Source organism: Vibrio comitans, from assembly GCA_024346835.1.
GTDB classification, from domain to species: domain Bacteria; phylum Pseudomonadota; class Gammaproteobacteria; order Enterobacterales; family Vibrionaceae; genus Vibrio; species Vibrio comitans.
Genome location: AP024866.1, coordinates 1,702,534 through 1,725,672, shown reverse-complemented (window position 1 = coordinate 1,725,672; position 23,139 = coordinate 1,702,534). Strand labels below are relative to the sequence as shown.

General features: G+C 42.9%; 19 protein-coding genes. 11 read left to right on the top strand and 8 right to left on the bottom strand.

Going from position 1 to position 23,139, the window contains the following annotated elements; translation table 11 throughout:
• Window positions 1-125: 125 nt before the first annotated feature.
• A complete protein-coding gene (locus tag OCU46_RS07865) occupies window positions 126-1,025 on the top strand; it encodes a patatin-like phospholipase family protein (RefSeq protein WP_208733506.1) in 900 nt (299 codons plus the stop codon).
• A gap of 129 nt (window positions 1,026-1,154) precedes the next feature.
• Entirely contained in the window at window positions 1,155-1,529 is a 375-nt protein-coding gene (locus OCU46_RS07860; protein WP_141268250.1) for a DUF4345 family protein, read from the top strand.
• Between the two features lie 76 nt (window positions 1,530-1,605).
• Here OCU46_RS07860 and OCU46_RS07855 read toward each other — a convergent pair whose 3' ends face one another.
• The 3 genes from OCU46_RS07855 to OCU46_RS07845 all read right to left on the bottom strand — a co-directional run bounded on the left by OCU46_RS07855 (window position 1,606) and on the right by OCU46_RS07845 (window position 3,102).
• Window positions 1,606-1,938 carry a YnfA family protein gene (locus OCU46_RS07855; RefSeq protein ID WP_141268249.1) on the bottom strand — a complete coding sequence of 111 codons (333 nt, stop codon included), beginning with the start codon at window positions 1,936-1,938 and terminating at the stop codon, window positions 1,606-1,608.
• Window positions 1,939-2,064: 126 nt separating this feature from the next.
• The gene (locus OCU46_RS07850) at window positions 2,065-2,511 is read right to left on the bottom strand and encodes a GNAT family N-acetyltransferase (RefSeq protein WP_141268248.1); all 447 of its coding nucleotides are present in this window, start codon (window positions 2,509-2,511) and stop codon (window positions 2,065-2,067) included.
• A gap of 36 nt (window positions 2,512-2,547) precedes the next feature.
• The gene (locus OCU46_RS07845; protein ID WP_141268247.1) at window positions 2,548-3,102 is read right to left on the bottom strand and encodes a hypothetical protein; all 555 of its coding nucleotides are present in this window, start codon (window positions 3,100-3,102) and stop codon (window positions 2,548-2,550) included.
• 240 nt (window positions 3,103-3,342) lie between these two features.
• Between OCU46_RS07845 and OCU46_RS07840 the strand changes: the two genes are divergently transcribed.
• Window positions 3,343-3,606, top strand: coding sequence for a hypothetical protein (locus OCU46_RS07840; RefSeq protein ID WP_141268246.1), 264 nt, complete (start codon window positions 3,343-3,345; stop codon window positions 3,604-3,606).
• 222 nt (window positions 3,607-3,828) lie between these two features.
• Here the strand turns inward: OCU46_RS07840 and OCU46_RS07835 are convergent, their stop codons facing one another.
• Window positions 3,829-4,737 carry a dienelactone hydrolase family protein gene (locus OCU46_RS07835; protein WP_141268245.1) on the bottom strand — a complete coding sequence of 303 codons (909 nt, stop codon included), beginning with the start codon at window positions 4,735-4,737 and terminating at the stop codon, window positions 3,829-3,831.
• Between the two features lie 426 nt (window positions 4,738-5,163).
• Here OCU46_RS07835 and OCU46_RS07830 point away from each other — a divergent pair, with 426 nt between their 5' ends.
• Complete coding sequence (locus tag OCU46_RS07830) at window positions 5,164-5,796, top strand: SGNH/GDSL hydrolase family protein (protein ID WP_141268244.1); 633 nt, start codon at window positions 5,164-5,166, stop codon at window positions 5,794-5,796.
• Between the two features lie 106 nt (window positions 5,797-5,902).
• Here OCU46_RS07830 and OCU46_RS07825 read toward each other — a convergent pair whose 3' ends face one another.
• Window positions 5,903-6,913 (bottom strand): helix-turn-helix transcriptional regulator, encoded by a 1,011-nt coding sequence (locus tag OCU46_RS07825; protein WP_141268243.1) that lies wholly within the window; start codon window positions 6,911-6,913, stop codon window positions 5,903-5,905.
• 136 nt (window positions 6,914-7,049) lie between these two features.
• On the opposite strand from OCU46_RS07825, the gene OCU46_RS07820 reads away from it, so the two are divergent.
• Window positions 7,050-8,291 (top strand): dipeptidase, encoded by a 1,242-nt coding sequence (locus OCU46_RS07820; RefSeq protein ID WP_141268242.1) that lies wholly within the window; start codon window positions 7,050-7,052, stop codon window positions 8,289-8,291.
• A 164-nt stretch (window positions 8,292-8,455) separates the two neighbouring features.
• Here OCU46_RS07820 and OCU46_RS07815 read toward each other — a convergent pair whose 3' ends face one another.
• Window positions 8,456-9,631: a MerR family transcriptional regulator gene (locus OCU46_RS07815; protein WP_141268241.1), complete on the bottom strand. Its 1,176-nt coding sequence runs from the start codon at window positions 9,629-9,631 to the stop codon at window positions 8,456-8,458.
• An 841-nt stretch (window positions 9,632-10,472) separates the two neighbouring features.
• Between OCU46_RS07815 and OCU46_RS07810 the strand changes: the two genes are divergently transcribed.
• The 4 genes from OCU46_RS07810 (at window position 10,473) to OCU46_RS07795 (ending at window position 17,270) form a co-directional block, all read left to right on the top strand.
• Entirely contained in the window at window positions 10,473-11,516 is a 1,044-nt protein-coding gene (locus OCU46_RS07810) for an efflux RND transporter periplasmic adaptor subunit (protein WP_141268240.1), read from the top strand.
• Window positions 11,513-12,607 (top strand): efflux RND transporter periplasmic adaptor subunit, encoded by a 1,095-nt coding sequence (locus OCU46_RS07805; RefSeq protein ID WP_141268239.1) that lies wholly within the window; start codon window positions 11,513-11,515, stop codon window positions 12,605-12,607. Before OCU46_RS07810 ends, OCU46_RS07805 begins: the two co-directional genes overlap by 4 nt.
• The gene (locus OCU46_RS07800; RefSeq protein ID WP_141268238.1) at window positions 12,604-15,744 is read left to right on the top strand and encodes an efflux RND transporter permease subunit; all 3,141 of its coding nucleotides are present in this window, start codon (window positions 12,604-12,606) and stop codon (window positions 15,742-15,744) included. Before OCU46_RS07805 ends, OCU46_RS07800 begins: the two co-directional genes overlap by 4 nt.
• 398 nt (window positions 15,745-16,142) lie before the next feature.
• Complete coding sequence (locus OCU46_RS07795; RefSeq protein WP_167495312.1) at window positions 16,143-17,270, top strand: MFS transporter; 1,128 nt, start codon at window positions 16,143-16,145, stop codon at window positions 17,268-17,270.
• 73 nt (window positions 17,271-17,343) lie between these two features.
• Here OCU46_RS07795 and OCU46_RS07790 read toward each other — a convergent pair whose 3' ends face one another.
• The gene (locus OCU46_RS07790; RefSeq protein WP_141268236.1) at window positions 17,344-17,664 is read right to left on the bottom strand and encodes an HI1450 family dsDNA-mimic protein; all 321 of its coding nucleotides are present in this window, start codon (window positions 17,662-17,664) and stop codon (window positions 17,344-17,346) included.
• 140 nt (window positions 17,665-17,804) lie between these two features.
• Window positions 17,805-20,168, bottom strand: a complete 2,364-nt coding sequence (locus tag OCU46_RS07785; protein ID WP_141268235.1) for a DNA polymerase II — start codon at window positions 20,166-20,168, stop codon at window positions 17,805-17,807.
• Window positions 20,169-20,543: 375 nt separating this feature from the next.
• Between OCU46_RS07785 and uvrY the strand changes: the two genes are divergently transcribed.
• Both uvrY and uvrC read left to right on the top strand, forming a co-directional pair.
• Window positions 20,544-21,188 carry a UvrY/SirA/GacA family response regulator transcription factor gene (gene uvrY / locus OCU46_RS07780; protein ID WP_119010335.1) on the top strand — a complete coding sequence of 215 codons (645 nt, stop codon included), beginning with the start codon at window positions 20,544-20,546 and terminating at the stop codon, window positions 21,186-21,188.
• Window positions 21,188-23,020, top strand: a complete 1,833-nt coding sequence (gene uvrC, locus OCU46_RS07775) for an excinuclease ABC subunit UvrC (protein ID WP_141268234.1) — start codon at window positions 21,188-21,190, stop codon at window positions 23,018-23,020. Before uvrY ends, uvrC begins: the two co-directional genes overlap by 1 nt.
• Window positions 23,021-23,139 lie beyond the last annotated feature (119 nt).

The following is a 23,139-nucleotide window of genomic DNA, read 5'->3' as shown; positions in this document are numbered from 1 at the left end:
GCCTATTTATACAGGTTGTCGAGAGATATAGTTGCTTCCACTTAACGATACGCCCACCCATAGCAGCATGCAAATACATTTTCATCGCTAGCAATTAACCCAACAAGATTAAAGAGGTTCACAGTATGGCGATTCAACGATTTGGTAAGGTATTAATGTTAAAGAGCCTGATAATTTCTGCGACGACAGTGGGTTTAATGGCATGTTCGTCTCCCAACGTTTATGAAGACTTGAATGCAGCTACTACCCCAGAACGTGCTAAACATGAGCTAGGGATTGCTTTTGGTGGTGGTGGCGTACGAGGGTTTATGCATCTTGGGGTACTTAAAGCACTCAAAGAGGAAGGGATAAAACCGGATGTAGTGAGTGGCACATCAGCAGGTTCAATTGCAGCAACGCTATATGCATCAGGAATGAATCTATCGAAGATGGAAGAAACTATCGATGAGGTAAATCTATCGGATATCGCTGACTTTGTGGTCTCTTCAAAAGGGCTAGTCAACGGTAAGAGACTCTCAAAGTGGATTAATACCCAAGTAGAGTACGATGACCTAGCAGACATGCCAATTCCTGTCGCAGTGACGGCTACAAACCTAACTACCCAAGAAACCGTAATAATTCGCTCTGGGAACCCAGGTCATGCGGTACAAGCTTCATCAACAATCCCAGGCGCATTTGTACCAGTGCAGAATCAAGGGGACATTTTGATTGATGGGGGAGTATTTAGCGTGGTACCGGTATACGCCGCAAGAAACTTAGGGGCTAATAAGGTCATCGCCGTAGATATTTATTGTCACAATCAAACGGCTCCAGAAATCTCTGCTAGTAAGATTACTCTTGCAGCCTTCCGAATGCAGAGTTGCCGCTTGTCTCAAGACGAGTTGAACAGTGCTGATGTGGTAATAGCGCCACAATTTGAACCGAGCAGTAGTGGAGCATTTGACGAAAAATCACAGGCGATTGAAGCAGGATACCTTGCTACAAAAGAGGCTATGCCTAAGATCAAAGCGCTATTAGCCATGTAGTCTCTGATGAATCTCTGACTCTACCAGCACATCTTTGGAGAAAAGATTTCCAGTGGATACAAAACTAATCGTAACGGATAACGTTGATATAATCGCTCTAATAACCGTTATGAGCATTTAAGGTGATGAATGGGTCATAAAATATTCTTACAAGTCGCTGGTTTTATCGTTTTATTACTAGGGGCTGTTCTTAGCTATAACCCTGAGCTTGTGAGTAGTAAACCAATTCCAGAAGATACATTTCAAGCCATTGAACGAAGAGTTCGCTGGGGCTTTGTGATGGGGATAGGTATGTTACTCATGTTTCATCACCAAGTTAGCCCATTCTTGTTAACTGCTGCTGCGTTGGGTATGACAATAACTATAGGAGCTTTAATTTCACGCGGAATAGGTATTGTTATAGATGGCTCATCACCACGGCAATGGATGTGGGTTGTTGTCGAGTTGGCAATGGTCATTGCTTTCGCAGTTTGGTACGTAAAGCAACGCTATCACCCTGCCTAAACCATTGTGTCATAAACACTGGTGCATATTTTTGTATTAAAGCTGTATAGGTTGCGAGTCAGCCTAAAACGCCTTGCTATGTGGTTCTAGGCGCAAACATTATGATAGCCATACCAAGTAATGCGACTGAAACTCCGACAACGTCCCAAAGAGTCGGACGAATGCCATCAACTATCCACAACCAGAGAATAGCAACAAAGATGTAGACGCCACCATAAGCGGCATAAACTCGGCCTGCTGCCGTTGGATGAAGTGAAAGTAACCAAGCAAATAGAGCAAGACAGAAAGCAGCAGGTAACAAAAGCCAAGCTGATTTATCTTCTTTGAGCCAAAGATAAGGTAGATAACACCCTAGAATTTCAGCAATTGCTGTTACAAAGAATAAGCTAATTGTTTTAATTTCTAACACCTGAAAATCCTACTTTTACTGCAACCACATAATGTAAAGCTACGAGTGAATGTGTGCCATGATTGAGTTAAGCGAGTTCGGTACGCGTTCATGAATCAGGCTTGAGCGCTTTGTTAAGCGTCGATTCTAAAAGTGCAGCTCCATATCAATACGGTGCATATCTGGACCCCAGCCATCTTTAACTTCACTAATACTTAATGCTCCATATTTAGCGAAGAATGGCGCAGATAAATGGCTAGCAGCTATTTTTATATGACTCAACCTATGCTCATTAGCCAAATTAATAGCTCGCTCCATAAACTTAGCGCCTATCCCCAAACCTTGAGCTTTGGGTGAAATCATTATCCAGTTTATCGATTTATATAAAGGATCATTGCCGGACAAGCCAAAAGCTCCAATTACATCACTACCCAACATGCATACTTCATAATCCTCAGGGGAGGAATCAAGAAAGTCGGCATAATCAGAACGTTCATTCGGCGCGAAAAATTCGGGACAATTTGCATCAAATACCTTCAAGCAATCTTCTCTATCATTGCTTTGGTAATACCTAAAACGAATATCAATAGTCATAAATACTTCCTAAATGAAAGGTGTTTAAATGCCTTGTTATGTTTTAATTTGCCAAACTTTAACCTCACCATCCATCCCAGATACAATTTGACCATTGTGCTCAAGACGAATAAGAGACTCTAAAATTGATCTTTTATGATCTTGAAGGATATGACCTAAAACTCGATTTTCGAATGCTTGGTTCGGATGTTGAGTTAAATAATCAAGAACCTTTTTATCAACACTAGCTTCTAGGTTTTGTAGTGTTAGGTTTGCAACCTTTTCTGATAATGACTTAACGTCTCCAGTTAACATATTATTTTCTATTGCTTCTTTAAGGACAGATTCAGTTTCTTTAGAAACCACTTGTTTCAGTTTATTTGCATCTAGAAAATGCTCTTCATTTGAGAAATCACTAGGAGCATATAAAGATTGTGGTTTAAAAACCAAAGTTAAAAAGAAGCAGGTGACGATAAGAACAGGGAAGAGCATAACAAAATATATAAATTTAGCCTGCATAGGTTCTGGCAATGCGACTAATGCAGCAGTCGCAAATGTTTCAGCTGTTCCAGCAAAAATAGCCACAATTGTTAATGGATTACTTACTTTCATACACAACTCTCGAATAAAACATGACGTCCGCTTAAGTGGTGAGCAACGCTACTACGACACAAAATTAATACACCGTAAACACAAAAACCAAATCAAAACTGCCGAGCGTTACGAATCTGTCTTAAAGCGTTTGTTAGCTGAATTTTCGATTTGCAAATGTCCCCTCGATTTGCCCAGTAATGAACTATTTTGGGTTTCTTGTTAAAGTACTCAATTCACTTACTTACAAGGTAACACATTGTGGCTGACGTTTATAAGCTATATGAGGAAGCTAAAAAGTTATTTAAACAAAGAGAATATGAGCTCGGACTTCAATTAGATAAAGACCGCAAAAGGATCGCAGATCGTGAGAAGTTTACTGAGCTTTGTCAAGGTATCGGCTTAAACCGTGCTCAAGGCTATAAATTAGCTCAAAAAGCTAGATATGGACAAAAGTACCCAGAAACTATCCGAATGACTCACCAAGAATTTGATGCTTGGAAAAAAGGAAAAGAAAAGCTCTAAATTTCGATTACAAAATAAATAAATCCCAGTCCACGGATGGATCCAAAGCTTGACGACAGCTAACATTTTTAATAACAGACAGTTTCGGTTTTTTGCCTATCTAAATTCGTCTGAATACTTCTGAGCTAAGAAGTGCAGGCTGTTAAGGTTTTGGGAAAAGACGTGTTACGCGAACTCGCATCAACACGTCTTTAGACAGAATTTAGTTCTGCACAATACCTGTTAAGAAAGTTGCTTATTAAAGAACTCAAGAGTACGGGCCCAAGCTAACTCCGCTTCTTCTTCGGCGTATCGACCTGTCGAATCGTTATGGAAGCCATGGTTTACGCCTTCGTAAATGTAAGCGGTGTAATCAGCTCCAATCTCTTTGAGCTCTGCCTCATAGTCTGGCCAAGTTGCGTTAACACGTTTATCGATCCCTGCAAATTGGATCAGCAATGGCCCTTTAACATTCTTTCTTAAATCAGGTGCTGCAGGAGTACCGTAAAAAGGGACACCTGCATCTAGTTGTTCTGGCATTACCGCAGCTAACATGTTGACGATATAGCCACCAAAGCAAAATCCGACTGCGCCAAGTTTTCCGCTACTTTTCTCATGAGACTTCAAAAAGTTCGCAGCTGCTATAAAGTCTTCTTCAATTCGCTCTCTTGATAGAGATTTCTGCATCGCTCGACCTTCATCATCATTGCCTGGATACCCACCCAGCGAATAAAGCGCATCAGGTGCAAAAGCAATAAAACCTTCGGCTGCCAGTCGTCTTGCAACGTCCTTTATATATGGGTTTAAGCCTCTATTTTCATGAATAACTAATACAACAGGTGCGTTGCCATCTATCTCTCTTGGCACCACTAAGTAACCCTGACCTTCTCCGTGCCCTTTAGGTGACGGAAACTTCTCATATGTCGCTTTAATAGAAGGGTCATTGAAAGAGACTTGCTCTGCCTTGGCATAATTAGGAATCAGTGCAGAGGTTAGTGTGGTCATGGTTAAGCCAAGTACGGCAAGTCCAGACAAACGAGCCATAAATTCTCTGCGGTCAATTAGACCGTGTGCATATTCGTCGTACCAATCAAATGCTTCTTGGGGAATAGATCTCGTTGGCGTTGATTGAGACTCGGTATTTTGATTCATAACTTTTCCTTGTTGTGAGTTATTAGACCAAACAACTATAGTAGATAATTGAACGTACGCTCAAGTATTTGTAGGTGTTTGTTGTAACAAAGTACGATAACCAGATGAAATTAAAATAAAACTCAGGCTTCGAGCGTGCGTGGACATATGCTTTTTGAGGGGGAGAGTACTGGATACCAGTTCTACTGGTTTTGTAAAAAGCAACTCAAGTTCCCGTCATCAAAACTGGGTAACTTGGACTGTTTAAAGGTTGTGGGGCAATTCTATGCCTGCTAAAAGACGCCGTTGTATATATAGCGTGCTACTTTGCATTTAACCTTTGTTGATTCATCTCAACCGTAGGGCTGCATATGACACTGTACTAACCAATTCTGTGTTAATTTGGTAATACAATTACATAAACATCAATAAAGTAGTGCAATATTCATGAAATCAATTCTATGTTTTGGCGACTCTAATACTTGGGGTTACTCGCCTGATTTACCGCGTAGGTATAACTCTGAAGAACGCTGGACAAAGCTACTTCAAAAACAACTGCCTTCAGAGTATGTCGTAATTGAGGAAGGGCTAAACAGCCGAACTACCGTGTTAGAGGACCCTTACGAAGCTGGTAAAAACGGGCTAGATTACCTTTATCCGTGTATAGAAAGCCACCATCCAGATCTGGTTGTGATTATGCTTGGGACAAATGATCTAAAGTCTCGATTCAATTTGACGGCTAGCGATATATCCAAAGGGGCAGCAAGGCTTGTTCAATTGGTGCAAAACTATGTACATAGATTCATGGTGAAACCACCTGAAGTGTTACTTGTATCACCAACACATGTCCTTGAAGTTGATCCGCTTAAAGAGGGATTTACCAACGCTGAACCAAAGTCAAAAGAGCTTGGCTATTATTTTAAACTTCGTGCTGAAGAGTTGGGTTGCCATTTCTTTGATGCGGCAACCGAAATTCAACCTTGTCCAAAAGAGGGCATACATTGGCAAGTTGATCAGCATAAGAAATTTGCTGAAATACTTGCTAAACGTATTCCTAGTATCTTTGATGATAAAGCTTAGGTGATACTGAAATAGCTATCTTGTTTGTAAAACGAAGGTAACAAGGGTGCTTCCTTTATGCATTCGTTTCCTGCAACCTTGCAAACTCAAAAGGGGCCGCGTTTTCTTAGCCCTTTTGCTGATTCCTAAATTCTGATGGCGTCAGTTTACAGTGCTTTTTAAAAGCGCGAGTAAAGTGGGTTTGCAGACGATAACCATGCCGAAAAGCAATGTCTGCAATCTCATCCTCAGTTTCAACTAATTCTTTTTTGACGTTATCAAAAATCAGTTCATCAAGTACTCTTGTGTACTTCAAGTTTTCTTTGTGCAGTTTGCGCTGCAATTGCCTTGGATGAAATCCAAGAATATTGGCTGCAGTGTCTATGCTTGGACGGCCGTTAATTAAATAGGGTTTTAGACTCAGCTGCAGGGTTGTTTTTAGATTAAATAACTCAGGTTTCGTTTGGTGGCTGACACCCCTCACTGGCATCGTTTGTGTCTTCAAACCCAAAAGTGCTTCGGGTAATTCAATACCTGTTATCTCTCGATGCGCATATAGCTCAAAACTTCTGTCAGCCCACATCTTTTGAATATAACGACTAGCATCGGATTGCACCCATATCTTTTTGGGGTACCAATAGGTTCCGGTTAGCTTCTGAATTAGTAATGTCCAAAACTCAACCATGTAAGCGTCTGACATACGCAGCCAACTCTCATCCTTGAAAGGTTTATCGCGCACTAGCCATGTATTTCCTAATTGGTGCAAGAATCGATGGTTTAACGTGGTGGATTCGAAGATGGCTCTGTCCAAATAGTCTTTGAGTTGCTCTTTTAGTGTGTAACCACTCGTCAACTCTATGGATTCAAATGCCTTTTGTAAGTTGGTTCGGGCGCAGTATCGAATGTATGCCACCTGCTGATCCAAATTAAGGTGTTGTTCTAACAAAGCAGAAAGTCTGTCTACCAAGTTGGGCAATACGAAAAGGTCTGAGGATTGCAGAGTAAACTCATCAGGTAGCTCGCTTTGCTGCCATAAATGCAAGACATCAGGATGATGCTGCTTTAAATAGTCCAGATAAGTTAATAGATACTTAGACTTAGCCAGTTGGATAAAGTCTTGAGTAAGAAAATCAGTCATACGCCTCGCCCTTATTACAATGCTGAGAACGGCACACTCGCAATTCTTATCTTTGAATACGTATGTCGCAAAATGGTTAACGTCGGTACTGTTGAGTAAATTAAACTTCTCCCATCTTGTCAAATGAGAGCTTGTTATGAAACACACTTTAATCGCTTCAATCTTATTATCTTCTACTTCTGTACTGGCACATGATATTGGTCATGAGCATGAGCACGTCGAAGGTGGTTGGAACGCCAAGGCAGGCTTTGTTTCCGATGTAGATATTCAATCTAAATTATGGAGCCCTCGCGGCAAGAGCCAACAAGAGATCTTAGAGCGTGCAAAATATCTAAATCTCATGTACAACTCGCCACGCACTCCAGAGCAAGAAGCGAAAGACAATGCATTTCGTAGTCGCTTTAGTGACGCTATTTATGTCAATACTATTTTGCCCGCAGCCCTTGGTGTGAAGGGCTTTTCTAAACATCATATTGTTGAGGGTTTACAGCGAAATGTGAATGCGGGTGTGACTTTCACAAGTCTGTCTACATATAATTACCCTTCAAGCCAAATGACTACGGAAACTGATACGTTCAACAAAACCAGTGCCGTTGCAAATGAACTTGGGCTGAAAAAGGTGTACACGGTAAAAGAAGTCCGCCACAACCACGCCAAAGGGATCCCCTCATACTCACTAAATACACAGGGTGCTGATTTTGCAATTGCTGATATGAGCTTAGTCGGCAAGTACAGCGAAATGGGCGTCAAACAAATGAACTTTGTCTATAACTCAGACAATGCGCTCGCTGGTGGCGGTTCCAACAACGACAAAGGCGTGACTGAACTTGGCAAAGAATTCATTAAAGAGGCGAATAAGAACGGTGTCATAGTTGACGTATCTCACTCATCTAGCCAGACCGCTATTGACGCTGCGAACTACTCAACTAAGCCAGTCATTGCCTCTCACTCTAATGCGTATGGCTTGCATCCGATTGGCCGTAATCTAACTGACGAAGCTATTTTGGCCGTAGGTAAAAGTGGTGGTGCTGTGTGTACAACTGGGGTGGGGATGTTCCTTAATGCAGAAGGTGATGCCTCTCCAGAAGCATTCGCGAAACACGTTGTTTATACAGCGGATTTAATCGGTAAAGACAAGACCTGTTTCTCAACTGACTTTCTTCACAACTACCAAGACTTCTTAGCGGCCTTGCTGTCAGATACTGACCAGTATCCCCCAGAGCTTGGTATGGGTGGCCCTACGGCGAATATTACGGTGGAGCAGGGTTGGGCAGTAGCTCGTGTCCTTTCCGAAGATTATGGATGGACAGACCAAGAAGTGCGCGGTTTCCTCGGAGAAAACGTTCTTCGTGTCTACGAAGCTAACTGGGATAACTAATAATTTCGTGTGATTTTGATAGCTTATTGTAATTAGCTCAAAACCGATTCTAAATCCCACAATACGGGTCATTTGAGTAAAACGAATTAACGCAACTTGCCAGAAATGTTCAACTCTAGAGTGAAAGTGGCAAGTTGCGTTTGTGAATTTAGCTTAGGCTAATGTTATTTTTTTGCCTTTTGCACAATAAACATCTCGTAGCCAAATTCATCCAGGTATCGCTCATAGATGCTGACCTCTTTTGCGAGGTCGTTTAGCGCATTAGAGTCAGGCATGCTTGGTAATAACTCACTGACCCTTTGTTTCACTGGTAAAAAGTAATTCTCCCAAGCTTGTTGACTAAGAGGGAAGTGCTCAATCACTTTATAGCCAGCTGTTTTTATCTGCTCTAAGCGTGTAGCAACACTGTGCATGTCGGGGTATTCGCCCTTCCAAAATGCTTGTGCTTCCGGGGTACGGGCATCAGTAAACCATACCAAGTCACTAAACATCAGGACGCCATCGTTTTCTAGTATTGGTCGCCACTGTTTGAGGGCACTTTCTACGCCCATGATGTAAGCACTACCTTCTGCCCAAATTAGGTCAAAGCTTTCAGGCGCAAAGGGCAGTTCAGTCATGCTGGCGCATACAGGGTTAATACGTTCGCTTATACCGTCTTCAGTAAAACGCTCACCTAATCTGTCTAGCGCTGACTGCTCGTTATCCACTACTGTGATTTTCGCTTGAGTATTGTTTGCCAACACGGTTGTAGCTAACCCTTTACCTGAACCAATCTCTAGTATGTTACGGCTATTGAGTGGCACGGAGTTAAGAGCGTTCAACGTGGATTGCTCGCTGCCAGGTCCCCATCGGTCGAGTGTTTCGAAGACTTTTATAAAGTCAGTCATGTAATCTTGATGTTCGTTCATGTCTTTTGATAACCATTTTAATCTGAGGGCTTCTTTTTCATCAAAGCCTTGTTTAATAAGCCAATCCAAGTGAGCGTCTGGTGCTAATTGATTGGCAGTCTCATGCCAAGCTCTGTGGTCACCCTCGCCAAGAAGCGCCGCTAACACGCCTCTAGAGTGTTGCTTCTGTTTGATCTCTCTATCGAGTTCACCCAGACGGTTTATCAGCAGAGTTCTGTTTATTTTTGCCTCTAGACAACCTTTGCATTCCTTTAAGGTTAACCCTGCTGCTTGCAGAGTCTGAATCAGCAGTACTCTTTGCACGTCTTTATCGCTGTATACGCGATATCCATTTTCTAACCTGACGCCACTGATCAGCTCTAACTTTTCGTAGTAGAGCAAAGCAGTACGTGATAGGCCGACTTTCTGAGCCAACTCTGATATGCGATACATAGCAATGATTCCTTACTTGGATTTCTATAACTTAAACTATGAAGTAGTAGACAGGTCAACATGAAGTATAAAGTTTTTCACCTTTTAATCACGTGAAAGAGTTTTAGTTGTTGAAGCATGGGGTACCAATTAAAGAGAAGGAATACAGAGAGTTTATATCTACAGCGGATCGGATAGGTGGCTCAGTAAAGGGTGAATCTGGAAGTGTCAGTTCAGGAAGTTCGACTTAGGTTTGTGCATCAGACAAGGGATACAGTTTAGATTGAGAGCCGCTTTGCTATGGGAAGCCGATTTGAAAATTAATGTTTTAACGAAGTGATAAAATATAATAGATCTATTTGCAGTGGTTTACCTTAAATAAGATTGAACTTATGAGTTAATTAGGTGGAATATAATTTCTCTTAGTTATATTTACAAATGACTATTATCTTGAATAATGCATTTTATCTTTGAGTAATATATTAATAAATAAAACCATCAGAATACATAAAGTCATCTTATGTTTTGAAATAACCCCGGTTTATACAAATTAATAAGTACTTTTAAAACAGTTACTTAGTATGGGTTATTCCAGTTTCATCAATGCATCCATAAACTGAATAAATAAAATACAATAGAAATGTATAAGCCGTAGTGGTTAAATGCGACTGATCTTTGACAGAGTAGATTAATACATTGGATGTTAATTGTTCTGATCATTGTCTCAAAACAAGCATTTGGCTTAGTTTTATTTTTTGTGTTGATGTTAGTCATCTCTAAATAAGTTGAGTGCAACCTTTATCTTCGTGCTTATGGCTTAGCCATAAGCCAGTTCGTTAATGTGAATTAAATGAGAAATAGAGTGTTAGGATCTTACTTTACTCGAGCCTGGGTTATTCCTGTGTGCTTATTCAGTTTAACTGCCTGTGATAATCAGCAGGCACTTGTGGCAGAACCAGAATCGAGACCAGCCAAACTTATTACGGTGTCAGCGGGTAGTGATCGCTTTGAGCGTGTCTTCCCAGCCTCTACGCTTGCGGGTGACAAGGCCATTTTGGCATTTCGTGTATCAGGACAAGTGATCAATCTGCCTATTAAAACTGGACAAAAAGTGAAAAAAGGCGATTTGCTTGGACTATTAAACCAAGAGGAATATGCGCTGTTTTTGGCTGAAGCTGAAGCTGAGTATGCACTGGCTAATGTGCAGCTTGAGCGTGCGAAGAAACTGATCGCCGACCGAGTCATATCAGAGCAAGATTATGATCAGGCGGTTGCTGCTGAACAAGTGGCGAAAGCGACGTATGAGCAAGCGAGAGCGAACTTTCAAGACACGCGTTTAGTTGCGCCTTTTGATGGCACTATTTCCATGAGACACATCGATAACTTTGAGTATCTTGAAGCCAAACAAAGTGCCATGAACATTCAATCGGATTCTTTATTGAGAGTTGTGTTTCAGCTTCCAAGCTCGATGGTAAACCGAGTGAAAGGATCGGATGCGCAATTCCACATGCAGTTTGATTCGTATTCTGACGAAAACTTCCCACTGGTATTCCAAGAAATTGATACGGAGTCAGATTCCACTACCGGTAACTATAAAGTGACCATGGTAATGGAAAGACCTGATGACATTGGGATCATGCCAGGTATGTCTGGTGATGTGACTCTTTCGCTTCCTAGGGCTAACCCTTCAACCTTACCTGAATCTTCGGTATTTGCATGTGAGGTAAATTGGTGTGTTTGGCGCATTGATAATGAATCTCGCACGGTAAAAACCCCTGTCGTATTGGCTGAGAATGGGCAATTGATCTCGGGCTTAGAAGATGGTGACCAAATCGTTTTGTCTGGCGTGAATCAATTGTCAGAAGGTATGAAGGTACGTGAGTGGATCAAGGAGAAAGGCCTGTGAGTGCATTCAAATCTCAGACTTTAAAGTGGTTGTTTGTTTTGGCCACTCCTTATTTTCTTAGTGGCTGTGAACGACCAAGTGTTGAGCCTACAACTCGATTGCAAAGTGTTGAACTGCTTCAGCTAGACGCTACATCTGCACCTCATGCTTTGATGTTTCCTGCTATCGCAACGGCGGCTGAGCGTGCTCATTTGAGTTTCCTTGTTTCTGGTGAAGTTGTTGAAGTGTTAGTGAAAGAGGGTGATCGCGTATCCAAAGGTGACGTCATCGCTACATTAGACCCTCGCGATTTTAGGATTGCAGTGCGCAATGCCGAAGCAAGCTATAGCGCAATCAATAGTCGATACCAAAGATCAAAGCCTTTGCTTGAGAAAGGGCTATTGGCTCAATCCGAGTTTGACGAGTTGTCAGCTAAGCGCCAAATGGCAAAAGTAGAGTTAGATTTTGCTCGTCTGTACTTGGAATATACCCAATTAAAGTCTCCGATAGACGGCATGATTTCTCGAGTCAATGTCGAACAATTTGAGAATATCACTTTAGGTCAGAACATAGTGAATGTTCACAATATTGATGAGGTGGACGTGTTGGTCAAAATACCCGACCGCTTGTTCATCAATAAACCCTCTCAGAAAGAGATTTGGCAGGCAACGGCTCGTGTTCAATCACCAACTGGACAACTTTACGATGCAACCATCAAAGAGTTTACCACTGAGCCTGATCCAACATCTGGGACTTACACCATCACCTTAACGCTACCGATGCCAAAAGGTGAACTGATTCTGGACGGTATGGCGGTTGAAGCCATTAAACCAGAAAACATCTCTGGCATGGAATTAGGTTCGGTTTCTACCGTGCCGTATCAAGCACTGATTAACGCCGATGGTGACGCCCTTAATCGAAATGAAAAATACGTTTGGGTGTATGACAACAACACAGTGAGAAAACAAAAAGTAACAACGGGAGCGATCACCGGAAGTTCAGTGCAAGTGATTGCTGGATTAGAGGGTGATGAAACCATCGTTGTTAAAGGGTTATCGCAGTTGCGAGAGGGCGCTGAAGTGAAAGTGACAAATATGGGGGCAGTACAGTGAGTTCTAATCAGAGTGACCAAACTACCGCTCAAAAAGATGAGCAAGTAACCGGTATTGCTGCGTATTTTATTCGCAACAAAGTGATCAGCTGGATGATCACCCTGATCTTCTTTATTGGTGGTACTGCAGCCTTTTTCGACCTCGGTCGCCTAGAGGACCCTGCATTTACAATTAAAGATGCAATGGTCGTAACCAGTTACCCTGGTGCGACGCCAGAAGAAGTGGAAGAAGAAGTTACCTATCCATTGGAAAAAGCGATTCAACAGCTGACCTATGTGGATGAAGTGACCTCCATATCAACGCGCGGGCTTTCGCAGATCACGGTGACGATCAAGCGAAACTATACTTCAGAAGATCTTCCGCAAATATGGGATGAACTGCGCCGAAAAGTGACTGATATCCAAGGTTCTTTGCCACCAGGGGTGAATACTCCGGCGGTAATTGATGACTTTGGTGATGTGTATGGGGTGCTGTTAGCGGTCACTGGCGAAGGCTATTCTTATAAAGAGTTGCTCGACTATGTGGACTATCTCCGTCGTGAGCTAGAGCTTGTTGACGGTGTAAGTAAAGTGTCTGTTTCTGGTGAGCAGCAAGAGCAAGTGTTCATCGAGATGTCGATGAAGCGTATGAACGCTCTTGGTATTGCACCTGAGACGGTATTCAACCTACTAAATACCCAAAACACAGTGTCATCTGCAGGTGCGGTAAGGGTTGGCGATGAATACATCCGAATCCACCCAACAGGGCAATTCGATAGTGTCGAACAGCTAGGCGATCTCATCATCACTGATGAGAGCACATCTGGATTGGTGTACTTAAAAGATGTAGCAGAGATCAAGCGCGGTTATATCGATGTTCCAACCAATGTACTGAACTTTAATGGCAATATGGCGCTTAATATGGGCATTTCATTCAACGCAGGCGTGAATGTGGTCTCTATTGGTGAAGCCTTAGATCAAAAATTAGCAGAGCTTGAGTATCAACAGCCAATCGGTATCAACATTGATGAGATCTATGCTCAGCCGGGTGAAGTAGAGAAGTCGGTAAATAGCTTTGTGGTCAGTCTAGGTCAAGCGGTTGGTATCGTGATTGTGGTGCTGCTGTTCTTTATGGGCATCCGCTCTGGAGTATTGATTGGACTGGTCTTGCTGTTGACGGTTTTAGGTACGTTTGTATTCATGAGCTACCTTGGCATAGAACTGCAGCGTATTTCTCTTGGTGCACTGGTGATTGCACTAGGGATGCTGGTGGACAATGCCATCGTGATTGTTGAAGGCATACTGGTCGGTATCAAAAAGGGGCGCACTCGACTACAAGCAGCGACGGACATTGTTACGCAAACCAAGTGGCCACTATTGGGTGCGACTGTAATTGCAGTAACCGCATTTGCTCCTATCGGTTTGTCTGAGGACTCAACGGGTGAGTACTGTCGTACCTTATTTACCGTGTTGTTAATCTCTTTAATGCTGTCATGGTTCACCGCGATCTCATTGACGCCATTTTTTGCAGATTTGTTCTTCAAGGGACAAAAAGTGGAAGTGAATGAAGAGGGTAGCCAATACAACGGTTTTGTATTTGTTATCTATCGTAAGTTCCTTGAGTTTTGTATGAATCGCGCTTGGCTAACTATTTCAGCGCTAATAGTGATGTTCTGCTCAAGCCTGTATGGATTTAGCTTTATCAAGCAGTCGTTTTTTCCTGCGTCCACCACCCCTATCTTTATGTCAGATATCTGGCTACCGGAAGGGACGGATATTCGTGCTACCAACGATAAGCTAAAAGAGCTAGAAACGTGGCTTTTAGAGCAAGACGGAGTGGAAGATGTGACCACCTCTGCAGGTGAAGGTTTGCAACGCTTTATGCTTACTTACACCCCAGAGAAAAGCTATGCAGCCTATGGTGAAGTCACTACACGAGTAGAGAGCTATGAAGTACTGCAAGGCGTCATGGCTAAGTACATTGATCACTTGGATACTAACTATCCAGAAATAGACCACCGCATGAAGCAAATTGAGTTAGGTCCTGGCGGCGGCGCAAAAATTGAAGCACGTGTGATCGGTTCGGACCCAACGGTATTGCGCGAATTGGGTGCTCAAGTGGTGGATATTTTGAATGACGACCCAGGTGCTCACAATATTCGTCATGACTGGAGAGAGAGAACCAAGGTTCTAGAACCTATCTTCAACGAAAGTCAGGCTCGTCGTTACGGAATCACTAAATCTGATATAGATGACTTTTTACAAATGTCATTCTCAGGAAAAACAGCAGGTTTGTATCGTGATGGCACAACGTTAATGCCAATTGTTGGGCGTTTAACAGAGGAAGAGCGCGTTGATTTTAGAAACATCGACAGTTTGAAAATCTGGAGCCCAGTACTTAATGATTATGTGCCTTTGCAGCAAATGTTGATGGGTTATGAAACCCGCTGGGAAGACCCAATCATCATGCGTAAAGACAGAAAGCGTATGCTGACGGTATTTGCTGACCATGACATCTTAGGTGATGAAACCGCAGCTACCTTGCAAGCACGCGTACAAGAAAAAGTTGAAGCCATTGAAATGCCTCCAGGTTATAGCTTGGAGTGGGGTGGGGAACTAGAGTCATCTAGTGACGCAAAAGGTGCTTTGGCTTCAAGTATGCCAATGGGCTATCTGTTTATGTTCTTGGTCACTGTGTTCTTATTCAGTACTGTTAAAGAGCCGTTGATAGTGTGGTTAACTGTACCATTGGCGATTGTAGGTGTGACTTGTGGTTTGCTGTTGTTTGATACTCCATTTGGATTTATGGCTTTGCTTGGTTTGCTGAGTCTATCTGGGATGCTATTGAAGAACGGAATCGTATTGATTGATCAAATTCAACTTGAAATGCGCTCAGGAAAGGACCCTTACCTTGCGGTAGTGGAAGCCGCTATGAGTCGTGTTAGACCGGTGTGTATGGCGGCTATTACAACGATACTGGGCATGATCCCATTGCTACCGGATATCTTCTTTAGACCGATGGCGGTAACTATCATGTTTGGTTTAGGTTTTGCCACCGTACTGACACTGATTGTTGTGCCTGTCTTGTACACGGTGTTTCATAATATCAAATACAATGGCCATTCAAACGTAACGGAAGAGTTAGCTAGCGACGCTTGATAGTGAGCACGTAATAAACCCGTTCATCGCAGAGTAGCGGGAACGAGTAAGACGGCAGTAAATGATGGGATTGCATTGGTATAGGCAATCGGTCATGAACTGCCGTTTTTTATGTTGTCGAAGAAAAGCTTTTCAATAGCAAAATATGACCAATCCAATCCCCAGAGCTACACCTCCTGACGACAGAAAATACAAACTATTCGCTATCAGATGTCTTTCGACTCGAACCACCGGCCTATTAGCCTAGCGATATGAAATATAATTTTTCATTGAGTTTCATTGCAATTCATTCTTCGGTAGGAAATTATCAGTTAATGACATGTGCCAAGATGCATAAATAGTAGATTGAGAGAATGGAGTGTATGGAACGAACTTATAGGCGGAACTTAGCGATATTAATGTATATATTGATTGCGCTTGGTGGCATTGTTGTCGATATTATTGTGCCTTCACTTCCTTCAATTAAAGCTGCACTGGCAACCAATGAATCCTTGACCCAGTGGGCCTTTACCACCGCTATTCTAGGGTTTGGTTTAGGGCAAATAGCGGCTGGTTTTATCGTCGATGCCTTTGGTCGAAAAAAACCTATGCTGGTGGGTTGCTTAGTGCTAGTGGTCGCACTTTTTGCTGCAGCCAATGCATCTTCGATATCGGCATTAGTGGCGCTTCGTCTAATACAAGGTCTTGCAGTTTCTTTAGTTGCGGTGGGCGGCAGGGCGGCTATCAAGGATATGTTTCATGGTGAAGAGTACTTACGCGCGGTTAACTGGATTACTATATCCTTTGCACTAGGCCTGACCTTATCGCCTTTTGTGGGTGGATATCTAGAGTCTCATTTTGGTTGGAGCATGGTGTTTTACGCCTTAATGGGCTGGGTTGCTCTGGGCGGAGTATTGCTACTGCTGTTTTACAAAGACTCACACACTCGAACTCGATTCAATATGAGTTTTGTGAAAGGCAGTCTGTCGGAAATTATTGGCAATCCAGATTTTCGTCGCGTGGCGATTATTTGTGGGATTCTTTACAGTATTTTGCCAGCCTTTAATACCGTTGCACCCTTTCTAGTGCAGGGGACTCTCGGTCATACCCCCGTTTTTTATGGCAAGATAGCTCTGTTTCTTGGAGCATGCTGGTTGGTAGGGAATCTTTGTAATCGTTTGTTTTTCTCAGTTGCTGCAGAAACAAAGGTAAAAATCTCAGTCAGCTTTTCGATAGTTGCTGTCGCGTTGGGTATTGCCTATCAGTATTATTTTGGACTGAGTTTGGTGGCGTTTGTCGTTCCAGTAGCGATTGTTATCGTAGCGCTCGGTGTGCTTTTTCCTTTGTTCTTGGGGCAAGCGTTATCACCGTTTCCACATTTAGCAGGCATCGCGAATGCCTTAGTTTTTTCTGCTTGCTGGTTGTGCACCGCACTGGTTTCGTTTGTGGCATCAAGCTTATCTAGTTCGACCGCATTACCCTTGCTAATCATGTATGCCACGCTGCTGCTAGCAATGGCTTTGATTTATCGCCAAGGTCGAAGGTAAGACTCAAACATCGGATACAAACAAGAGCCAGATGGATTAACATCTGGCTCTTGTTTGTTTACTTGCAAAAAGCTTAGTCGCGCTTCCACAAAATATGGCAGAACTTGTGGTCAGGGTCGCGTGATACTAATAGTCGAGCGAATACATCATCTAGCGTATCATCAGTTTCGTTTACTAGGCCGATTTTGATTTCGGCATAGGTTTCTTTGTCAACTTCAAACCCTACGTGTTGAATCCAATCATCGCCTGTTTCGACTAACTCAGCAGCACCTCTATCTTCAAATTGAAGAGTGAACAGAGCCACATCAGCGGCCTCTAGGTTATCTGGAGCCATCTCGAGAAAAATATCGTAAGCGGTATCGATGGTGTCATCGTAAGACAAAAGTTCAGTCATTAGATTTCCTTAGCGGTATCTTTGATAATTAGCGCGATTGTACGCCTTAATTGAGTTAATACCAATCGTCGTGAACAACTGCTTATTCTAGCTTGTCATCCAGCGCTATTTCTGCCCCTTACTCAACGTGATTGGTATCGTTAGAACAGCCCAAGCTGAGGTGCATTAATGTCATCAAATTTTAGCCCAACGAAGGGTAAGATGGCATCGGCAATCGGTTTTATCTGTTTATCTATATAGTGTTCGTAGTCTATTGCGTTTTTAACGTATTCAAGGGGCTCAGGGCCAATCGTGGTCATCATATAGGAAATTCTGCCACGGTTTTGATATTGCAATGGTCGCCCAAGTTGCTGGTTAATTTCATCGGCCAAGCGAGCTGCGCGCACCTGAGGTGGGATGTTCTTTTGGTATTCGTGCAGCCTTCGGCGCAGGCGCTTGCGATACACTAGCTTATCATCTAACTCGCCGCTCTCGACTTGTTCCACAGTATCTAGAATGAACTGTGTCGGGTCGGAACCAGCAAAGATGAGTTCGTAGAGGTGAGCCTGAAAATCACGTGCAAGCTCAGTCCAGTCACTACGTGCACTTTCTAAGCCTTTAAATACGATACGTGAGCCAGAATCCTTAGTAATTAATCCAGCATATCTCTTCTTTGAACCTGTTTCCGAGCCGCGAATGGTAGGCATGAAAAATCGTGAAAAATGGGTTTCATACTCAAGCTCAAGCAGAGAGGTGAGGTTATATTCTTCTTCTAAGTGTTGTGTCCACCAGCTATTGATATGTTTGGTTAGCGCATTACCAATTTCATCCGCTTGTTGTTGAGAGCACTCATCTTTGAGAGAGACAAACGTTGAGTCAGTATCGCCATAGATCACCTCGTAGCCTTGCTCTTCAATAAGCTTACGTGTGGTTTTCATTATTTCGTGACCGCGTAACGTAATCGATGACGCTAATCGTGTATCAAAGAAGCGGCATCCGGATGAGCCCAACACGCCGTAAAAAGAGTTCATGATGATCTTAATCGCCTGAGAAAAGGCCACTTCCCTGTCTTTCTTTGCTTGATCTCGAGCTCGCCATAGCTCTTCAATGAGATTGGGCAAAAAGTGTTTTTCTCTATGAAACTGCGCTTTACGAAAGCCGGGTACAGCTTGATCTGGATTGTTGCCTATTTCTATTTGTAGCCCCTCGATTAACCCCATTGGATCAATAAGAAAGCTGCGAATGATAGCGGGATACAGGCTTTTAAAATCAAGAACCAGAACCGAGTCATACAGTCCTGGCCTTGAGTCCATAACAAATCCACCGGGACTGGCAATCCAATCGTTTGGCATTAAGTTAGGAGCCACATAGCCACCCCTATGTAGGCGCGGAAGGTATAGATTAGAGAACGCTGCGACACTGCCACCTATGCGGTCTAGCGCTAGGCCTGTCAGTTTACTGCGCTGAATGAGGTAGTCGAGTAGGTGGGTTTTCTCAACTATCTTATTTACCAACACGCAGTCTTGTAGGTTGTACTTGGCAAGAGCTGGCTTATCGTGATGGAACATATGATTGATCTCTTCCATCCTGTCTTGCACATTGTGTATGGCTTTTCCTTCGTGAAGGAGCTCTTGAGAAACAGACTCTAATGACCAAGAATCGAAAGAGTAAGTGGCCGATTTGAGACCATCAATACCATCAATCACCACACGCCCAGGTATGGTAATAAAACCTTGTTGGCTTTGGTTAGACTGTCGATAAAAGCAGGTTTGTTTTCCTCTACCTAGCGTGAGTCTTAGTTTGTTTTGCTCTGCTCGCTGCACTAACAGGCGCATGTCAAAGCCAATCACATTCCAACCAACAATGATGTCAGGGTCAAACTGGGTAAACCAGTCAATCAATGCCACCAAAAGGGCTCGTTCATTCTCGACCCACTGAATTGGTGTACCTTGCTCTGGTTGGGCTTCGCCAATCATGATGACTCGACTATCGAGCTTGGAGTCTAAGCCCACAGAATAAAGTACGCCCTTGGCAGAACATTCTATATCCAATGAAACAACGGATAGGCTTGGAGAGTAGTCTTTAGCCGCTCGACACTGTGCATTCGCTACCTTGATAAAGCTGTGTTCTTGTTGCTCGGCACCATCAAACTCTATTTGCCCTTGGATAAACCGCTCCATCAAGTAACGATCGACCAGTCGTATATCGGATTCATAGACAGGTATAGAGTGGTTATTTAATACAGTTTCTAAATCAGATGCATGTTTTCGAGTAGGGAAGTAGCAGGCAGTTGTCGCCTCTAACTGAAAGGTTTTAAGAGGGAGAGATTTAGTCTCGCAAGGGATATTGAGCTGTTTTGCTAACTGCTTAACCTGTGCCTCGAAAGAGGTGTTTATAAAGTAAACAGATTTTTGTTCTGGGATTTGCACCAAAGTAGGCCCTAGATCCGTAGAAACCCACAGCTCAATAAGGCTAGAAAAACCTAAATCTTTACTTTGACGAGTTAGTATAAATCCTGAACGCAATCTGCAAACCTTTTTGCTACTCTTACTAAAGAGGATGATACCAAACCCTCGTCTTGGTAGTTATATGAATCTGGTTTCTATCAACAATGTTTTTCAATTTACTGATTTTATTGGATAAAAAATGGACCTTTATCCTAACTAGTTACTTATGATTTCTGTTGCATAAGATTGGGTTTGGTATAAAAAACGAACGAACGATCCCCTTAATGCAGTAGTACGTCATAATAATTGAACTAAATTGTTGTAAAAATGGCGAATACTGAGCATATTTGGATGTTGTTGGCTACAGCATTAACGTAGAATATGGACCGCATGTTATGATTCATTCATGACTAACTTTGCGGCAAAAATAATAAAAAGTGTGGAGATACAAGTTTGATTAATGTTTTCCTTGTAGATGATCACGAGCTTGTACGCACAGGGATAAGACGTATTATTGAAGACGTCCGTGGAATGAACGTAGCAGGGGAAGCTGAAAGCGGTGAAGAATCTGTAAAATGGTGCCGAAATAACCATGTTGATGTAATCCTTATGGATATGAACATGCCAGGTATCGGTGGTCTTGAGGCCACAAAGAAAATCTTACGTTTTAACCCAGACGTTAAGATTATTGTTTTGACCGTTCATACGGAAAACCCATTTCCTACTAAAGTAATGCAAGCTGGTGCTGCCGGCTATCTTACGAAGGGAGCGGGTCCTGATGAAATGGTTAACGCAATTCGCATGGTGAACAGCGGTCAACGCTACATTTCACCTGAGATCGCTCAACAGATGGCTCTTAGTCAAGTTTCGCATTCTTCTGATAATCCGTTTAAGGATCTTTCAGAGCGTGAGCTACAAATCATGTTGATGATCACCAAAGGCCAGAAGGTCACGGATATTTCCGAGCAACTGAGCCTTAGCCCTAAAACAGTAAATAGCTACCGCTATCGACTGTTTAACAAGCTAGATATCAGTGGTGATGTTGAATTGACTCACCTAGCTATTCGTCACGGAATGTTGGATACAGAGACTCTTTAGTGACAACAGGGTTCGACTCAGCCGCATTTCTTAAAACGGTTACCGACCAGCCCGGCGTTTATCGTATGTATAACGCCGAGGCTGTTGTTATCTATGTCGGTAAAGCGAAAGATCTAAAAAAACGCCTCAGCAGTTACTTCAGAAAAAAGCTCGATAACGAGAAAACACGTGCGCTGGTCAGTCACATTGACCACATAGACGTTACAGTGACGCACACTGAAACCGAAGCACTAATCCTTGAGCATAACTACATTAAACAGTACTTGCCTAAGTACAATGTTTTGCTTCGAGATGATAAATCCTACCCCTATATTTTCATTAGTAACCACAAGCATCCCCGCTTGTCCCTTCATCGTGGTTCTAAGAAGCGTAAAGGGGAGTACTTTGGCCCTTATCCTGATTCAGGAGCAGTAAGACAAACCTTACATTTGCTTCAGAAAATACTGCCGATGAGGCAGTGTGAAGACACCATTTACGCCAATCGAACTAGACCGTGTTTGATGTACCAGATTGGTCGGTGTGCAGCGCCCTGTGTCAGTAGCGTGATTTCTGATGAAGAATACGCAGATCTAGTGCAATGGGTTCGCTTGTTCTTGCAAGGAAAAGACAAGTTGGTTGTAGGACAACTGATCGATAAAATGGATGAAGCTAGCCGCACTCTAAAATTTGAACAGGCGGCTAAATTTCGCGATCAAATTCAGGCGATAAGACGCATTCAAGAGCAGCAGTTTGTATCTGAAGATAGCTTCGATGATATTGATGTGCTCGGTTACGCACAAGAATCTGGCGTGGCGTGTATTCATATTCTGATGATTCGCCAAGGCAAGATATTGGGCAGTCGCAGTTTCTTTCCAAAGATCCCCAATAACAGTCAGCAAGACGAAATATTTTACAGCTTTATCAGCCAGTATTACCTAAATCAATCAGAGGGCAGGGCACTGCCTAGTCGTTTGATATTTGCTGCGGGTCTATTGGCTGAGGAGCAAGCTTTTCAAGAAGCGTTGACTCAGATGGCAGGTAGACGCGTCACTTTCCATACTAATCCTAGTGGCAACCGTGGTCGCTATTTAAAGTTGGCAAATACCAATGCATTGAGTGCCATTACGACTAAGATTAACCACAAAATGACCATTTCACAGCGCTTCAAAGAGCTTCAAGAAGTGCTGAATATGGAGTCGATTCGTCGTATGGAATGTTTTGATATCAGTCATACGATGGGTGAGAGCACCATTGCTTCCTGTGTCGTGTTTAATCATGAGGGCCCAGTAAAACCAGAATACCGTCGCTACAACATAACGGGGATAACGGGTGGTGATGATTATGCTGCTATGGGACAAGTTCTTGAACGCCGTTACTCTAAGCAACTCGATGTTGATAAGATCCCGGACATTATTTTTATCGATGGTGGTAAGGGACAACTTAATCGAGCCATAGATATTATTTCTCAATATTGGGATCAGTGGCCAAAACGACCTAGACTGATCGGTATTGCTAAGGGTGTAACGCGCAAACCTGGCTTAGAGACTATGATCACAGCAGAAGGTGATGAGTTTAATTTGGCAAGTGATGCGCCAGCGCTTCATTTAATGCAGCATATACGCGATGAGAGCCACAATCACGCAATTGCCGGGCACAGAGCCAAGCGCGGTAAAACAAGGCGCACTAGTGCTCTTGAGGGCATTGAGGGAGTAGGCCCTAAACGTAGACAAGCGCTGCTGAAGTATATGGGCGGTTTACAGGAGCTAAAGCGAGCCAGTGCTGAAGAAATAGCCAAAGTACCCGGTATCAGTGATTCTTTAGCAGAAAAGATAGTTCAGGCGTTGCAACACTAGCTAAAATCCCGCAACATTGGGTTTAAATTTTAAGTCATACCAATCACACTAAGTAAGTGATCAGAAATAGCGTGGGAAAAGTGCTCGAGAACAAGACAGAATTTTTCGATAAGTAGTTA

Bases quoted from the DNA above. Each gene is read 5' to 3' on its own strand.
- OCU46_RS07835 (WP_141268245.1), bottom strand. From the start codon at position 4,737: ATGAATCAAAATACCGAGTCTCAATCAACGCCAACGAGATCTATTCCC.
- OCU46_RS07815 (WP_141268241.1), bottom strand. From the start codon at position 9,631: ATGTATCGCATATCAGAGTTGGCTCAGAAAGTCGGCCTATCACGTACT.
- OCU46_RS07850 (WP_141268248.1), bottom strand. From the start codon at position 2,511: ATGACTATTGATATTCGTTTTAGGTATTACCAAAGCAATGATAGAGAA.
- OCU46_RS07830 (WP_141268244.1), top strand. From the start codon at position 5,164: ATGAAATCAATTCTATGTTTTGGCGACTCTAATACTTGGGGTTACTCG.
- OCU46_RS07825 (WP_141268243.1), bottom strand. From the start codon at position 6,913: ATGACTGATTTTCTTACTCAAGACTTTATCCAACTGGCTAAGTCTAAG.
- OCU46_RS07820 (WP_141268242.1), top strand. From the start codon at position 7,050: ATGAAACACACTTTAATCGCTTCAATCTTATTATCTTCTACTTCTGTA.
- OCU46_RS07795 (WP_167495312.1), top strand. From the start codon at position 16,143: ATGTATATATTGATTGCGCTTGGTGGCATTGTTGTCGATATTATTGTG.
- OCU46_RS07865 (WP_208733506.1), top strand. From the start codon at position 126: ATGGCGATTCAACGATTTGGTAAGGTATTAATGTTAAAGAGCCTGATA.
- OCU46_RS07790 (WP_141268236.1), bottom strand. From the start codon at position 17,664: ATGACTGAACTTTTGTCTTACGATGACACCATCGATACCGCTTACGAT.
- OCU46_RS07860 (WP_141268250.1), top strand. From the start codon at position 1,155: ATGGGTCATAAAATATTCTTACAAGTCGCTGGTTTTATCGTTTTATTA.
- OCU46_RS07845 (WP_141268247.1), bottom strand. From the start codon at position 3,102: ATGAAAGTAAGTAATCCATTAACAATTGTGGCTATTTTTGCTGGAACA.